13 protein-coding genes and 3 pseudogenes are annotated in these 15,724 nt (G+C 60.3%); 7 read left to right on the top strand and 9 right to left on the bottom strand.

The genetic code is table 11. From position 1 onward, the window contains the following. Positions 1–38 precede the first annotated feature (38 nt). Together CKW07_RS13990 and CKW07_RS13985 are read left to right on the top strand one after the other, a co-directional pair. Positions 39–713 (top strand): YciC family protein, encoded by a 675-nt coding sequence (locus CKW07_RS13990; protein ID WP_095145427.1) that lies wholly within the window; start codon positions 39–41, stop codon positions 711–713. Between the two features lie 74 nt (positions 714–787). Further along, a complete protein-coding gene (locus CKW07_RS13985) occupies positions 788–1,867 on the top strand; it encodes an endonuclease/exonuclease/phosphatase family protein (protein ID WP_095145426.1) in 1,080 nt (359 codons plus the stop codon). A gap of 7 nt (positions 1,868–1,874) precedes the next feature. On the opposite strand, the pseudogene CKW07_RS13980 reads toward CKW07_RS13985, so the two are convergent. From CKW07_RS13980 to CKW07_RS13970, 4 genes and pseudogenes are all read right to left on the bottom strand, one after another. Next, positions 1,875–1,985, bottom strand: a pseudogene (locus CKW07_RS13980) (ABC transporter ATP-binding protein); the annotation flags it as partial. Further along, positions 1,937–2,065: pseudogene (locus CKW07_RS25975) on the bottom strand (IS3 family transposase); the annotation flags it as partial. The pseudogenes CKW07_RS25975 and CKW07_RS13980, both read right to left, overlap by 49 nt. Positions 2,066–2,200: 135 nt before the next feature. Further along, positions 2,201–3,100 carry a hypothetical protein gene (locus CKW07_RS13975; protein ID WP_256577049.1) on the bottom strand — a complete coding sequence of 300 codons (900 nt, stop codon included), beginning with the start codon at positions 3,098–3,100 and terminating at the stop codon, positions 2,201–2,203. Between the two features lie 25 nt (positions 3,101–3,125). Further along, positions 3,126–4,187: an alanyl-tRNA editing protein gene (locus CKW07_RS13970; RefSeq protein ID WP_256577048.1), complete on the bottom strand. Its 1,062-nt coding sequence runs from the start codon at positions 4,185–4,187 to the stop codon at positions 3,126–3,128. Positions 4,188–4,522: 335 nt separating this feature from the next. On the opposite strand from CKW07_RS13970, the pseudogene CKW07_RS13965 reads away from it, so the two are divergent. Beyond that, positions 4,523–5,570 (top strand): annotated as a pseudogene (locus CKW07_RS13965) (amino acid permease). Positions 5,571–5,625: 55 nt separating this feature from the next. Here CKW07_RS13965 and hrpB read toward each other — a convergent pair. After that, entirely contained in the window at positions 5,626–8,157 is a 2,532-nt protein-coding gene (gene hrpB, locus CKW07_RS13960) for an ATP-dependent helicase HrpB (RefSeq protein ID WP_095145424.1), read from the bottom strand. A 109-nt stretch (positions 8,158–8,266) separates the two neighbouring features. Between hrpB and CKW07_RS13955 the strand changes: the two genes are divergently transcribed. Together CKW07_RS13955 and CKW07_RS13950 are read left to right on the top strand one after the other, a co-directional pair. Beyond that, the gene (locus CKW07_RS13955) at positions 8,267–8,686 is read left to right on the top strand and encodes a polyribonucleotide nucleotidyltransferase (RefSeq protein ID WP_095080650.1); all 420 of its coding nucleotides are present in this window, start codon (positions 8,267–8,269) and stop codon (positions 8,684–8,686) included. Between the two features lie 28 nt (positions 8,687–8,714). Further along, positions 8,715–9,602, top strand: a complete 888-nt coding sequence (locus CKW07_RS13950; RefSeq protein ID WP_095145423.1) for a cation diffusion facilitator family transporter — start codon at positions 8,715–8,717, stop codon at positions 9,600–9,602. 39 nt (positions 9,603–9,641) lie between these two features. On the opposite strand, the gene CKW07_RS13945 is transcribed toward CKW07_RS13950, so the two are convergent. Beyond that, positions 9,642–10,418, bottom strand: a complete 777-nt coding sequence (locus tag CKW07_RS13945; protein ID WP_095145422.1) for a DUF6515 family protein — start codon at positions 10,416–10,418, stop codon at positions 9,642–9,644. A gap of 417 nt (positions 10,419–10,835) precedes the next feature. Here CKW07_RS13945 and CKW07_RS13940 point away from each other — a divergent pair, with 417 nt between their 5' ends. Both CKW07_RS13940 and CKW07_RS13935 read left to right on the top strand, forming a co-directional pair. Continuing rightward, positions 10,836–11,315, top strand: coding sequence for an Lrp/AsnC family transcriptional regulator (locus CKW07_RS13940; RefSeq protein WP_054052470.1), 480 nt, complete (start codon positions 10,836–10,838; stop codon positions 11,313–11,315). Between the two features lie 202 nt (positions 11,316–11,517). Next, complete coding sequence (locus tag CKW07_RS13935) at positions 11,518–11,727, top strand: DUF2788 domain-containing protein (protein ID WP_015096955.1); 210 nt, start codon at positions 11,518–11,520, stop codon at positions 11,725–11,727. Here the strand turns inward: CKW07_RS13935 and CKW07_RS13930 are convergent. The 3 genes from CKW07_RS13930 to CKW07_RS13920 all read right to left on the bottom strand — a co-directional run bounded on the left by CKW07_RS13930 (position 11,722) and on the right by CKW07_RS13920 (position 15,670). Next, the gene (locus tag CKW07_RS13930) at positions 11,722–12,288 is read right to left on the bottom strand and encodes a pseudouridine synthase (protein WP_176465324.1); all 567 of its coding nucleotides are present in this window, start codon (positions 12,286–12,288) and stop codon (positions 11,722–11,724) included. The two genes, CKW07_RS13935 and CKW07_RS13930, sit on opposite strands and share 6 nt — an antisense overlap. A gap of 145 nt (positions 12,289–12,433) precedes the next feature. Beyond that, complete coding sequence (gene amn, locus CKW07_RS13925) at positions 12,434–13,933, bottom strand: AMP nucleosidase (RefSeq protein WP_176465318.1); 1,500 nt, start codon at positions 13,931–13,933, stop codon at positions 12,434–12,436. A gap of 87 nt (positions 13,934–14,020) precedes the next feature. Continuing rightward, positions 14,021–15,670 (bottom strand): acyl-CoA dehydrogenase family protein, encoded by a 1,650-nt coding sequence (locus CKW07_RS13920; protein ID WP_095145419.1) that lies wholly within the window; start codon positions 15,668–15,670, stop codon positions 14,021–14,023. Between the last annotated feature and the right edge of the window lie 54 nt (positions 15,671–15,724).

Below are 15,724 nucleotides of genomic sequence, written 5' to 3'. Positions count from 1 at the left end.
ACAGTGTCTGCATATTGTGCAACCTGCGAACGCGACCGATGAATCCGTTAGACGTACTCCGCGACTCCTTCTATTTCTTCCAGCGCAATCTGGGCCGGATCGTGCCGCTGTGCTTGCCCCTGGTGGTGTTCGAAGCCCTGCTGCAGCAACTGGTCGATCACTCGCAGGGGCCGCAAGCCTTTCCCGGCTACAGCGTGATGGTCGGGCTGCTGGTGTATCCGCTCTACACCGCCGCTCTGATCCTGTTTCTCGATGCACGCAGCCGTGGCGAATCGCCGCGCACTCGCGACCTGTTGGCGGCGTCGGCCAGCCTGTGGCCGCGCTTTGCCTTGCTGACAGCGGTCAACACGCTGCTGATTCTGATCGGGCTGTCGCTGTATTTCCTGCCAGGCATCTGGCTGATGGTGATGCTGGCGTTTGCCGAATACCTGCTGGTGCTGCGCAATATGCAACCACTGGCCGCCATCCGCGAAAGCATGCGCCTGGCACGCGGCAATTTCCTGCGGATCCTGGTGTGCATTCTCTGCGTGATGGGCCCCTTGTGGCTGCTCAAGGGCGCCAGCCTGTCGATTTATCCGGAGCCACAGAATCCGGCCATTGCGCTGCTCCTGGAAAGCATCCACAGTTTCCTGCAACTGTTCACCAGCGTGGTGCTGTTTCGCCTGTTCATGCTGATCAGCGAAGCCCCTGACAACACCGAAGGCAATGCCTGACCGCTCTACCCTTTGGGTTCGGCCTTGCACTCGGTTATGCTCGCTATCAACTTTGTAACGCCATAAGCCGAGCCATGACCCGTCTACTGCGCTACACCCTGTTGGGCCTGCTGTCTCTCACCTGCCTGCTGCTGGCGTTGCTCTACAGCTTGACCTGGCGCCCCGAGGCCAAGGAAACACTGGAAGTCAGTTGCAGCGCCCCGGCGCCCACCCTGGTCCCCGGCCAGGCCTTGAAGGTGATGACCTGGAACGTTCAGTACCTGGCCGGTAAACGTTATGTGTTCTGGAATGACCTGGCCCAAGGCAGTGACGAAAACCCGACACCGGAAGACATGGCCTTCAGCCTCGATGAGGTGGCGCGGGTCATCCGCGACGAGCAGCCAGACCTGGTGCTGCTGCAGGAACTGGATGACGGCGCCAAGGCCAGCGACTACCAGAACCAGCTCAAGCTGCTCCAGGAACGCCTCGCCGACCTCTACCCCTGCAGCACCCACGCCTTCGACTGGAAGGCCGACTTCGTTCCCGACCGGCATATCTTTGGCAGCGTTGGTCGGCAACTGGCAACCTTGAGCCGCTACCAGATCGAACACGCCGAACGCCTGCAACTGCCTGATACGACGACGAACGTCATCAGCCGCCAGTTCCAGCCCAGGAATGCCTTGCTGGTGAATTACCTGCCGCTGCGCGACGGCGGGCAAATGGCGGTCCTCAACACGCACCTCGACCGCGCCACCGAACCGAACGAGACGTTGCAAGCCAAGGTCGCGGCGGTCACCAAGGTGCTGGACAAGTACGAGGCACGCGGCACGCCATGGCTGATCGGCGGCGACTTCAACCTCCTCCCGCTGGGGCAATTCCAGCGCCTGCCCCCCGAGCAGCGCACGCCCTACTCCGCCGACAGCCCGCTGCATGGACTGTGGGACAAATACCCGATGATCCCGACCAACAACGAAGCCAGTGGCATCGATCGTGCGCGCTGGCTGACCCATTACCCCAACGACCCCGGCCTCAACGGCCCGGACCGCACCGTCGACTACCTGTTCTACAGCCCGCGACTCAAACGGGTTGAAGCAACTGTGCGACAGGACGATACGTTGCGCATCTCCGATCATTTGCCGGTGATCGCCCGATTCCTGTTGCCGGCAGCGCCTTAGGACTCAATCAATGTTCCTCCTCCAGTTCGTCATACAGTAACCCGAAGATCTTGCGCTTCATGTCGATGAGCGAGCGTTCCATGACCATGTCCAGGGTCTGTGGGCGTTCGATCGGCACAGCTCTGGCACCGGGCTTCCAGCCTCGGCTTGCTTGAGGATGGCAATGATTGGGCTGTCCGAAAAACGGGATGTCTTCACGCAAAATTTCCTTGATCCGATCAGGAGAAAATTCTACTTCTGACGAGTACTAGAAATGGGGGGATTGCCGCTGTGAGCGGTCGACTGTCGCAGATCATTGAACAGAGAAGGCGGTGACATCCGCCTTCTACATGTTCAATTCTTGGTTCTTTTGGCCGTTCGGGCCGCACGCCCGTCGTACTCCGGACGGCCAGAAACAATTAACCCGAAGAAATAAGGTTGGGCGCCTGAGTCCTCGAGCTGACTCCCTGACTTGTTATGCACTTCAATGAGAGAGAAAAGATCCACAAGACGGTCCTGAATCTGTTCTATTTCCGCGTCTTTCAGTGTCACCATCGAGCTGTATTTGAAAGAACCTGAAACATCAAAGTATTCACTTTTTTCAGGCTTGAGCAGCGACCGTTCCACTTCGTAGCGCAGGAACTGATCCTTTAGCCTCAATGCATCAACTGTTCTGGGCATCCTCAGCGTTGGTGCATGACGAACAAAGGGATCTTCAGGTGCTGTTCGTTCTTTTGAGACAAGGCTCAAGAAAGCTTCCGTATGCTGATCGTAGGCAAGGCCAATTTGCTGGCACACCAACTGGATTTCAGCAACGGAGGCACTGTCCACCATATAGAGATAAGTCATCAATGGCAGCAGTTCAAAGTTCTCTTCGAATGCTGCAATCACCTCTTGGGTGATGATGAACTCACGCTCATACCGACTTAAACTCAGCGCCCGACGTAAAATTTTCGAATCATGCTCTCTCAGCTCAAGCCTGGAAGAAAGATCCGTGACTTCGACACCTTTGCCAAACAGCATCTCGTGGACGTTAGCGGGCAGCAAGTCTCTGAAGTAATGCCAAAAATAATCAAAACTGACTTTGCTTGAGGCGTCGATACCAAGATGGTCATGCAACTCCACTGCGGCATCAATACTCAGGTATTTCCTTCCGGCCTCAACGTCACGATAGTAATTGGCCGAAAATGGAATATTGACCTCATCGAGAAACGTTGAAATCTTCAGATGCCCCGTTTCGATCCGCAACTGCATGAGAAACGCACCAAACGCTCGTTTACTATCCAAGCTCTTCAGCCTCTGCCGACAGAGTGACAACCACTCTGGTCGTATTTTTCTTGATTTTCATACTTGAAGTTACCACGCCTATTTCCTGCGTATTACGCACATGAACTCCCCCACAGGGAATTGACCAATCTTCGCATTGCCACCAACGAAATCCATGTCCTTTGCTCGTATCCGCTTCCGTACGAATCTCATGACTTGCAGAGCAAAACTCGTTCAAGGCATCCGTCGCCCACCTCAAACTGTCTTCGTCGAACTCTCCGATAAACTCGTATTGATTCTCCCCACCCTCGTCACTCAACGGAGAACGTACCGGGTGTGGAATGGACCGCCCAAGCGTCTGCTCTAGCATGCAGTGCATCAAATGCATGGCTGAATGAAGACGCATCTGATGATATCGCAATGGCCAATCAAGCGTTGCCGTAGCCTGCTGGCCAATCGCGCACTCTCTCAGCAGCGTGAACGCCTCATCGTCAACGCTCAAGTAATGCCTGATCTGATCATCCCTTTTCTTGGTCGACACAATCTCCAACGCTCGCGGTGCCTCATTCTTCCCAGGGCCCGGGATATTCAATACGCCTCGATCTCCGAGCTGTCCGCCTCCTTGCGGGTAGAAAACTGACTCGCCAAGGAGCGCAAAAGGAAGACCCGCGTCGTCGCGTTCAAGCAGATCGACTCGACATTCCAGCTGCTTCAGATACGGCTTTTCGTGAAATAAAGGCAGTGTTTCGCTCATTTTTACCTCGAGTAAGGTCTCACTGAGTTGCGTTGGAAGCCCTTGCGAATCATCGAGGGCTTCCATGACCTTCCCCTGAATAGTCGAGCGTGGAGAGCTCCCGCCGACGTAATCCCGGGTCTGAAAGCCCTGTGCGCCAATGGCCTTTTCAAACACGCCGGGGTCCCTGCACTGATCGGCGGCACGAATGACAACGGCCCCGTCATTCAGCAGCTGTTTGTGGATGTCGTCCGCGGCGTCTGAAAAATAGCGGCCCGGATCAGCGTATGCGCTGGCCACGAAATCGAATGCCCCTTCTGTATCACTGCCCTTCACATTCATCGCTCCTCACTTCCCTGGAATCGTCGGCATCTCAGTCTGCGATGCATTAGATACCATTCTCCATTTATAAACTCAACATATAGAAATATGTTTCTTCCATTAGATTTTTTATGGCTGCGCACGGAACATCGTCGAAGGTCGCGTCAAAAAACAACCCAACCGATTGATATATATGAAAAATAATTTAATGAATCAGAGGCCGTATGACCGTGGAAAAATCGCAATCGCCTGCTGCATGCGCAGGCGTTTCATCGGTACTGCGTGAGCAGGCCCTCAAGCACCCTGCAACACTCCTCATCAAACCTTACGTGAGCCCCTTCTCATGAGCGGACCCAATGCGCGGCGAGCTGAAGCGCAGCCTGAAAAATCGACACATTCAACTGATCGCCTTGGGTGGGGCAGTGGGTACCGGCCTGTTCCCAGGCTCGGCGGGAGCACTCAAGTCTGCCGTCCCCTCAATGATCCTTGGCTACGCGATTTGCGGTTTCATCGCCTTCATGATCATGCGGCAGTTGGGTGAAATGATCGTTGAAGAGCCCGTGGCCGGCTCTTTCAGCCACTTCGCCCACAAGTACTGGGGCGGGTTCGCCGGCTTCCTGTCGGGATGGAACTGCTGGATCTTGTACATCCTGGTTGGCATGTCCGAACTGGCAGCCGTCGGCAAATACGTGCACTACTGATGGCCAGAGATTCCGACCTGGGTATCGGCCGCAGTCTTCTTCGTGTTGATCAATGCAATCAACCTGACAAACGTCAAAATATTCGGCGAGGTCGAATTCTGGTTTGCCATCATCAAGGTCCTGGCCGTGATCGGCATGATTGCCATGGGCAGCTATCTTCTGGTCAGCGGTAACGCAGGGCCACAAGCCTCGCTGAGCAACCTGTGGCAACACGGCGGTTTTTTTCCCCTATGGGGTGGGCGGGTTGGCGATGTCCATGGCGATCATCATGCTGTCCTTCGGCGGTCTGGAGATGCTCGGTTCCACCGCTGCCGAGGCCGAAAAACCTCGGACCGTGATCCCCAAAGCCATCAACCAGGTGATCTACCGTATTCTGATTTTCTACATCGGCGTGCTCGTCGTGCTGCTGTCTCTGGTGGTTGCGACGCTGGTGATCAATTGGGCGATGATCAGCCTGTCCCACGTCAAATTTCGCCAGCACATGAACCGTACCCGACAGAAACCGCTGTTCAAGGCGCTGCGGTACCCCTACGGCAACTATGTATGCCTGGCATTCCTGGTATTCATATTGGGCGTCATGTTGATGGATCCCGTCATTCGGATCTCGGTCTATGCCATTGCGGTGTGGATTGCGCTGATGTGGGTTTGTTATGGCATCAAGCACAAACGCAGTGTTTCGCAGGACCTCTACGGGGAGGCCTGAACGATTGCAATACCGGATGAACCCATCGCCCGGGTGAGGCCGCGCACGTACCTCCCTATTTACGCGGCTTGGCCCGTGCCGTCGCTTCGGCCACCAGCGGGTCATCCGGCCAGTAGTGTTTGGGATAACGCCCCTTCAGGTCCTTCTTCACTTCGGCATAGGTGCTGCGCCAGAAGTTCGCCAGGTCCTGGGTCACCTGTACCGGCCGGCGTGCCGGGGACAACAGATGCAGCTTGACCACCTGCCGGCCACCGGCAATGCGCGGGGTTTCGGCTAGGCCGAACAATTCCTGCAAACGCACCGCGAGAATCGGCGGCTGTTCGCTGTAGTCCAGGCGAATCGACGAACCGGAAGGCACGCTCAGATGATGTGGCGCCTGTTCATCGAGGCGTTGTGGCAGTGGCCATGGCAGCAAGTTATGGACGATGCTCGACAAGTCCAGGTTGGCGAAGTGACTGAGCCGCGAGACTTTGCCCAAATACGGCATCAACCAGTGTTCGAGGCTTTTAAGCAGTGCGGCGTCGCTGACATCTGGCCATTCACTCTGGTCCTTACTGCCGAGGTCCAACTGACGTAACAACGCCACCCGCGCCTGCCACTGACGCAGCTCGGGTGTCCACGGCAACAGCTCCAGCCCTTTACGGCGCACCAGATTGATCAGCGCCTGGCTGCGAGCCGCTTCGTCCAGGCCGGTCAGCGGTTCGCGGCTCAGTACCAGTTCGCCCACCTTGCGCTGGCGCTCGGCCCGCAACACGCCTTCACGCTCATCCCAATCTAGCTGATCGACGCAACGCACTTGCTCCGCCAATACCGAATCGAACAACGCCGGATCAAAATCGGCGGCCAGATAAATCCGTTCTTCACGCTGCCCCTGCCGGCTGCCCAGGTCGGCGATCACCAGCCAGGGCTGTTTCATCAGGCTATCGGCCTCGGCGAACAAGGCCGCGCGACCGTTGGCCAGTCGATACTCCGCCCCCCCTGCGCGACGCTGCTGCGCCACCCGGTCCGGATAGGCCAGCGCCAGCAACGCGCCGAGCCAGCGCGGATGCTCCGGGTCGCTGACCGATTGTTCGGCCTTGCCACGCAGATAACCGCGATACTGCCGGGCCAATTGCCGCGCCCGCTGCACGCCGCCCTGGGCGCCACGCGCCGCACGCTCTTCACCGGACAGCAGCACCAGGCGGCTGTGCAGGTCGGCGCCGGCACCGCGCAAGATATCCCGTTCGCCGAGCAGTGCCGCCACGTCGCACGCCATGTTCGCCAGCCCCAACGCCTGACCGCGCAGCAGCAAATGGGCAATGCGCGGATGGGCCGGCAGTTCGGCCATGGCCTGACCATGACGGGTCAGTTTCCAGTCTTCAGGCGACGTACCCTCGAGTGCCCCCAGGCGCTCGAGCAAGTCCTGGGCCTGGGCATACGCCGCCGTCGGGGGTGCATCGAGCCAGACCAATTGCCCCGGTAGAACGCCCCAACGACCGAGCTGCAAGGCCAGGCCGGCGAGGTCCGCGGAGAGAATTTCAGCGCTGGCATAGGCCGCCAGTTGTTCGTGCTGATCCTGCGACCACAAGCGATAACACACTCCCGGTTCCAGGCGCCCCGCCCGACCGGCACGCTGGGTCGCGCTGGCGCGGGAGATCCGCTGGGTATCGAGACGGGTCATGCCGCTGCCGGGATCGAAACGGGGCACCCGCGCCAGGCCGGCATCGATCACGACACGTACACCGTCGATGGTCAGGCTGGTCTCGGCGATGTTGGTGGCCAGCACCACTTTGCGCTGCCCGGGTGGCGCCGGGTCGATGGCCGCCCGTTGCGCCGCCAGGTCGAGTTCACCGTGCAACGGGCACAGCAGCACTTCAGAGCGCTCGCCCAGCGCATCCGCCAACTGTTGATGGACACGCCGGATTTCCGCTTGCCCCGGCAGGAACACCAACAGGCTGCCGGTTTCATCGTTCAGCGCTTCCAAGACGGTCTGCACCAGCCGCGGCTCGATGAACTCGCCCGGCTGGAACGGCCGGCCCCAGCGCATCGTTACCGGGTACATGCGGCCTTCGCTACGCAGGATCGGCGCATCATTGAGCAAGCCGGCCAGGCGTTCACCTTCCAGGGTCGCCGACATCAGCAGGATCTTCAGTGGCTGTTCGTCCCGAAACAGCTCACGACCGTTCAGGCTCAAGGCCAGGGCCAGGTCGGCGTCGAGGCTGCGTTCGTGGTACTCGTCGAAGATCAGCAGGCCCACGCCCTCGAGCGCCGGGTCTTCCTGCAGGCGTCGGGTGAGAATGCCTTCGGTCACCACTTCGATACGGGTGTTCGGCCCGACCTTGCTGTCCAGGCGAATCCGATAGCCGACCGTTTCGCCGACCTTTTCCCCCAACTCGCTGGCCAGCCGCTCGGCCGCCGCCCGCGCCGCCAGCCGGCGCGGTTCAAGCATGAGGATCGTTTGCCCCGCCAGCCACGGCTCATTCAGCAGTGCCAAGGGCACGCGGGTGGTCTTGCCGGCACCGGGCGGTGCTTCGAGCACCGCTTCGTGGCGTGTCGACAGGGCGTCACGCAGCGCGGGTAAAACATCATCGATCGGCAAAGAAATCATGCTGGCTCCAAAACAGAGCGGCGAGTATAACGGCGAACTGCCTGACGTTAATCACGGTCCTAATGTTGACCGACGACGTTTCGTTTCAAGTTTACTCAGGAGATTTTCCATGCGTGCTCCCTTTCGCCTGATGGGCGGTGTACTGATCGCGACCCTGCTGACCCAGATCACCGCATGCGGTTCGATTCTCTATCCCGATCGCCGCGGCCAGATCGAAGGCAAGATCGACCCGGCCATTGCCGCACTCGACGCCGTGGGCCTGCTGTTCTATATCATCCCGGGGCTGATCGCCTTTGCCGTGGACTTCGCCACCGGCGCGATTTACTTCGAGCCAGGCAAGACCGCGCAGGTGGCACCGGAGAAACTCCAACAAGCCATCGACGCCGATGGCAAGGTCGATAACATCAAGTTGCAGGCTATTCTCGAAAGCGAGTTGGGCCGTCATCTGCCGCTGGACGACCCTCGCCTGATCCAGCACAAGGGCAGCGCCCAGCAACTGGCCATGCTCGGCCTGCAACCCGCCGCTTGAGGCACCGCACCGAAGGAACGATGCACCTATGACCAGCAGCACGGAACACGCCCGCCTGTTACGCCTGGCCACCCGCGCATCGGTGGCCGTGGCCAGCATCCTGATCCTCGCCAAAGCCATCGCCTGGTGGATGAGCGGGTCGGTGAGCATGCTCGCCGGCCTGACGGATTCGACCCTCGATGGCGTGACCTCACTGCTCAACCTGCTGGCGGTGCATTACGCGCTGCGCCCGGCGGACGACGATCACCGTTACGGACACGGCAAGGCCGAGTCGCTGGCCGGCATGGCCCAGGCGCTGTTCATTTCCGGCAGTGCGGTATTGATCGCACTGCAAGCCGTCGAACGGATCAAACACCCTGAACCGATTGGCGCGGCCTGGCTCAGTATTGGCGTGATTATCTTTTCCTTGCTGCTGACCGCGGCATTGCTGGTGCTGCAACAACGCGTGGTGCGCGAAACCGGCTCCAATGCGGTACGGGCCGACTCGCTGCACTACCGCTCGGACATGCTACTCAATGGCAGCATCCTGATCGCGCTGGTGCTCGCCGGATTCGGCTGGTATCAACTCGATGCCTGGTTCGGCCTGGCCATCGCCGCCTACATCCTGTGGAGTGCCATCCAGATCGCCCGGGAAAGCTTTGCCGTACTGATGGATCAGGAACTGCCCCCGGACGTCAGCCAGCGCATGCTCGAACTGGCTTGCAGCGTGCCCGGGGTACTCGGGGCCCACGACCTGCGCACCCGGGTCTCCGGCAATCACTGGTTCGTGCAACTGCACCTGGAGTTACCGGGAGAGTTGACCCTGACAGTGGCCCACGGTCTCAGCGACCAGGCGGCCGATGCCATTCGTGCGGTCTACCCGCAAGCCGAAGTCCTGGTGCATGCCGATCCGGTCGCAACAGGGGGTAAGTTCTAAGCTGCACACTTCAAACTTGAAGCTTGAAGCGTGAGGCCGCTACTCAACCCGATACCCCCGTGAGCCCAGGCAATCACCCTGGGCCTGGCGGTAGCGTTGCACCACCTGGGGCGCCGGCTGATAGGTCATGGCCCGTGGATCAAAACCACTTTGTTCGACGGCCCAGCGATAGCAGTCATAACCATCCTGGTCGACCTGCTGGCGCGACTGTCCGTTAGCCGGGTACGCCACCACGTCGTAACCGTTGCCGAGCGATGGCGGCGGTGGCTCGGGGTATCCCGCCGGCGGCTGCACCACCACGTATTCCCCAGTGTGGGCCTCGTAGCTGTAATAGACGCCAGTGGCCAGGAAAAACAGCGCACCGCCGATCCAGACTTCGCGCGCGTAATCGGGCAGGTCACTCACCCGAATCCCGTAGGGCGGGCGTACCACGACATAACGCTGACCTTGCGGGCGATACCAGTAGCCACCGGAGTAGAAGTAGTCCTGGCCCCGGTATGGCACGCGGTAGTTGCGATCAGGAAACCGATCGGTCTCATGCCCCGGCCGATAATGCGGCCCCGGTCCCCAGCCATTGCCATGACCGGCAGGGCGCCGTGGAATGTCCTGATAGTAGCCGGGACGTGGCTCCTGAGTCTGGCGGACGGCATCCGGTCGCCCCTGAATCGGCAGGTTGCTCGAGGGACTGGGCTGGTCACTGCCTTGTTGATTTGGCTGAGGCTGCTGTGTCGGCCCCTGATTACCTGCCAGCAAGGGTGTGCTGACACTGACACACATCACTCCAACACCGGCCATACGCCAGATGCGCGACTTCATGCTCTTCCTCACTGCGCGGTGGTGACCTGTACGTAAGACTGGGAAAGCACAGGCCGGTTCGGCGACAGGTTATCAGCCGCACGACTGATTTCGCAGGCAATAAAAAAGGGAGACCCGTCGGCCTCCCTTTGAGAACTTCGTCCGTGCTCGACGCTTTTGACGCCGGCTCACCTCACGCCGTCTTGTGGACAGTGTGTAGCCCGGGGGCCGACTCAGCTCCTGTGGGAGAAGGTGGCCGCGGCTGGCCTGATTCGGCGGGCCGCTGTGGACTGTTTGTCCGGGCAGTGATTCTGGTGATAAGAATAGGCTTTGGCCCGCGGCAGAGGATTGCGAAGATTGCTCAAATAAACATGACTTGCGCAATTTTTCACCCAGGATAGATAATCCACCGCAATTGCTATGACAAAGGCCTGATCCATGAGCAAACTCGACCGATACGACTTGAGCATTTTGGCTGAATTGCAGCGTGACGCTCGCATCTCCAACCAGGAGCTGGCCGAACGCATCGGCTTGTCGCCATCGCCCTGCTCGCGACGCGTCAAGCAACTGGAGGACGACGGCTACATCTCCCGCCAGGTGGCGCTGCTGGACCGCAAAATGCTCGGCCTGAGCCTGACCGCCTACGTCCTGATCGGCATGGACCGCCACACTCCGGAGCGTTTCGAAAACTTCGAGGCCGCTATCCGCACCCTGCCGCAAGTGCTCGAATGCAGCCTGGTGACCGGGATGGACGCCGACTACCAGCTCAAGGTCGTGGTGCCGGACATGGACCACTACCAGAAACTGCTGCTGGGGCACCTGACCCGCATCGAAGGCGTGACCAGCGTGCGCTCAAGCTTCGTGCTCAACCAGGTGCTCAACAGCACCGAGCTGCCGTTGACTCATCTGCGTGGCTGAAGCCCACTCACCCCCTAGGCAGTAAAGCCGCCCAATCAAGTGTTCGGTGCTCCTCTACGTGACTCAGCGCGTCACAGGATGTGTTGGCAATCGATCAGGCGACGAACCGCTGCGGCACACCGACGCAGGCCAATACTCCACCAATCCCCCATGGCGTATACTCGCCCCGCCCTATTAGCCCTGCCCGCGCTGGAGATGTTCGATGGATCCTGCAGTATTTGAAGAGTGGATGATGACCGGCCTGGTGACCATCCTGATCATTTTCATGGGTTTCATCGTCTGGGATCTGGCGAAGAAGTCCAAGGCCGGACGCTTCGGTTCGTTCATCTTGTTCTTCGTGCTGGGCCTGGGCGTGGCCGCGTTCATCATCAAAAGCGTGGTCATCGGCCTGATCGAATCCGGCACGCTATAAGCGCGCCGGCACTTCCTTCCACTGGCCCTGATCGAGCCCCTCGATCGTCCAGTCGCCAATCCGCACGCGCACCAGACGCAGGGTCGGCAAGCCAACCGCGGCGGTCATGCGCCGCACCTGACGGTTGCGCCCTTCACGGATCACCAATTCCAGCCAACTGGTCGGCACGCTTTTACGAAAGCGCACCGGCGGGTTGCGTGGCCACAGCTCGGGCTCTTCCAGCTGGCGCGCCTCGGCCGGCAAGGTCATGCCGTCATTGAGCTCCACACCGTCGCGCAAACGCTGCAGTTGCGCGGCGTTCGGCTCACCCTCCACTTGCACCCAATAGGTCTTGGCCAGCTTGTGCTTGGGATCAGCGATGCGCGCCTGGAGTTGACCATCGTTGGTCAGCAACAACAAACCCTCGCTGTCGCGGTCCAGCCGACCGGCCGGGTAGATCCCGGGGATCTCGATGAAGTCCTTGAGCGTTGCCCGCCCCTCACCGTCACTGAACTGCGTCAGCACATCGAAGGGTTTATTGAACAGAATCAGTTTCGGCTCGGCCGGCGGTGCCTTGGCCACTCGCCGAGGGGCGGAAGAAGATTGCGCAGGCTTCACACCCGGGCGGCGGGAAGGGGGACGAGGGGGACGCGACATGGCAAACACAACATCTAACGGTCAGGACCGACAATGCTAGTGGCCTGACCGTTAAATAACCACCTCCCGATCAACGGAACGGCGGCTCGTCGAAGCTGCGCAGTTTGCGCGAGTGCAACGAGTTGAGTTCGGTGCGCAGTAAATCCACGGCAGCAATGCCGATCTTCAAGTGTTGGCTGACCGCGCGCTCATAGAAGGCGTTGGCCGAACCCGGTAGCTTGATTTCGCTGTGCAACGGTTTGTCCGACACACACAGCAAGGTGCCGTACGGTACCCGCAAGCGGTAGCCCTGCGCGGCGATGGTGCCGCTTTCCATGTCCACCGCCACGGCTCGGGACAGGTTGATCAACGGCCGTTCCTGGGCCCAGCGCAGCTCCCAGTTACGGTCGTCGTAAGTCAGCACAGTGCCGGTACGCAGGCGTTTTTTCAGCGCCTCGCCCTGCTCGCCAGTGACATTGGCGGCCGCTTGCTGCAAGGCCAACTGGACTTCGGCCAACGCCGGGATCGGAATGTTCGGCGGCACCACGCGATCGAGAATCCCGTCGCGACGCATGTAGGCATGCGCCAACACGTAGTCGCCGATGGTTTGCGACTGCCGCAGACCACCACAGTGGCCGATCATCAGCCAGCAATGAGGGCGCAGCACCGCCAGGTGGTCGGTGATGTTCTTGGCGTTGGAGGGGCCAACACCGATGTTCACCAGGGTCACGCCGTGGCCGTCCGACGCCTGCAGGTGATAGGCCGGCATCTGATAACGGTGCCAGACCACGCCGGCCGCAATGGCCGACGCTTCGCCGTGGTCCATGGACTTTTCGATGATCACGTTGCCCGGCAGCACCATGCGCACGAAGCGCGGATCGTTGCGCAGTTGCTCCAGGCCATGAACGATGAACTGGTCGACGTAGCGATGGTAGTTGGTCAGCAAAATCCACGGCTGCACATGGCGCCAGTCGCTGCCGGTGTAATGCACCAGGCGGCGCAGGGAAAAATCCACCCGCGCGGCATCGAACAGCGCCAGTGGCAACGGATCGGTGTTTTCCCAATCGTACAGGCCATCGGCAATGCCATCGCTGGCGGCGGACAGGTCGGTACTGGGGAAAACCCGCGCCAGCACCGCGGCGGTCACACCGGAGCCGGCCAGTTCATCGCCTTGCTCGACCACGTACGGGTACGGAATGTTCTGCGCGCTGACGCCCACTTCCACCGTCACGGTGAAGTCGTGCATCAAGGGTTCCAGTTGCTCCAGCAAGTACTTGCGGAACGCGGCCGGGTGGGTGACGGTGACACTGTAGGTCCCGGGCAGCTGCACCTTGGCGTAGGCACGCGTGGTTTGCGGGACTTCGCCCTGGCAATGGTAGGTCAGACGCAGTTCAGGGTAACGAAACAGTGCACGCTGCTCGGCATCGGGTTCGATGCGATCCTTGAGATAACGCTTGAGCGCTTGGTTCAGCGCAGAAGTGGCCCGCTCGTGCAGAGCGGCAAGACGGTCCACGGCTTGTTCAGCGGTTTCGACGACAATAAACGCTTCGGTCACGATCAGCTTCCTGTGTTCTGACTTGCAGACCTTCATCTTGCCTGCAACATCGGCGCACGGGAACCCTGCGAGAGCGGACTTACCCGCCCCCACACAGGATCCGTGATGTTCATCAACCGTTGGTCAGAACCCGTGAGGGGTCGAGCGGGCGACGATTGCTTCCACATCCAACCCTCTTGGCAAGGTGCCATATACTCGGCCGGCCGTGCCCAGTCGGCTGGCGATGAACGCATCACTGACGGCGGCATTGCCGGCTTCGAGCAATAGCTTGGCCTGCAGGCCCAAGGCAATGTCTTCGGTCAGTTGTCGGGCACGGTATTGAATGTCGCCGGTGTCCTTGAACGCCGCCTGCAGCTGACTGATGTGGGCGGCCAGGCGCTTGTCGCCATGACCGTCGCCCAGTTCGCTGAACAAGGCATCCAGCACGCCCGGTTCCTTCGACAAGGCACGCAGCACGTCAAGGCACTGCACGTTGCCGGAACCTTCCCACGTCGAGTTCACCGGCGCCTCACGGTACAGCCGGGGCAGGATGCTTTCTTCAACATACCCCGCGCCGCCCATGCACTCGGCCGCTTCGTTGATCATGGCCGGGGCACGCTTGCAGATCCAGTACTTGCCCACCGCTGTTACCAGCCGGGCAAACTTGTCTTCCCGCGCGTCGTCCAAGTGATCCAGCGCCCGGCCCATGCGCAGGCTCAAGGCCAGCGCCGCCTCGCTTTCCAGTGCCAGGTCGGCCAGTACGTTTTGCATCAGCGGCTGTTCGCTGAGCACCTTGCCCCCCACCTTGCGGTGAGCGCAGTGATGGCTGGCCTGGGTCAGTGCCTGACGCATCAACGCGCTTGAGCCGACCATGCAATCGAAACGGGTCATGGCCACCATCTCGATGATGGTCGGCACACCGCGCCCCTCTTCACCCACCATCCACGCCAGCGCACCGCGAAACTCGACTTCGCTGGAGGCATTGGAGCAATTGCCGAGTTTGTTTTTCAGGCGCTGGATGTAGAACTGGTTGCGGGTGTCGTCCGCTCGATGACGGGGCAACAGGAAACAGGTCAGGCCCTTGTCGGTTTGTGCCAGTGTCAGGAAGGCATCGCACATCGGTGCCGAGCAGAACCACTTGTGGCCCACCAGTTCATACGCCTGCCCCGGCCCCGCCGCGCCGACTGGATAGGCCTTGGTGGTGTTGGCCCGCACGTCGGTACCGCCCTGCTTCTCGGTCATCGCCATGCCGATGGTCACGCCCGCCTTGTGGGCCATGCCTACGTTGCGCGGGTCATACTCGGTGGCGAGGATTTTCGGTAGCCACAGCCTGGCGATGTCCGGTTGCAGGCGCAGTGCCGGGACGCTGGCGAAGGTCATGGTCAACGGGCAGCCACTGCCGGCTTCGGCCTGGCTGTGCAAATAGGACATGGCGGCGCGGGCCACATGGGCCCCGGGCTTGGGGTCCGTCCAGGGCAAGGAGGTCAAACCGTGCTCGACCGCCGTGCGCATCAGCTCATGGTAGGCCGGGTGGAACTCCACCAGGTCGACGCGGTGACCGTAACGATCATGGCTGGAGAACACCGGTTTGTTCTGGTTGGCCAAAAAACCGGCTTCCATCAACGGACCACCGGCCAGCGCGCCATAAGCATCGATGCGCGAGTCCGCCCAACCGGCCCCGAATCGCCGGGCCCACTCTTGCAACGGCAGGTCGATGCGATAGAGGTTGGCGCCGTCCAGCGAAGGTGGCTGGTTGGTGACTTCGTGGGTTTCGGCGAACTGGTGCAGGTTCATGGCGGGGCCTCCTCGGGTCCGTTGAGACCCTCAGTTAAGCACCGCCTTGTCCGT

The sequence above is a fragment of the Pseudomonas sp. Irchel s3b6 genome (assembly GCF_900187415.1).
In the GTDB taxonomy this organism is placed as follows: Bacteria; Pseudomonadota; Gammaproteobacteria; order Pseudomonadales; family Pseudomonadaceae; genus Aquipseudomonas.
This window is presented reverse-complemented; position numbering and strand designations above follow the sequence as displayed.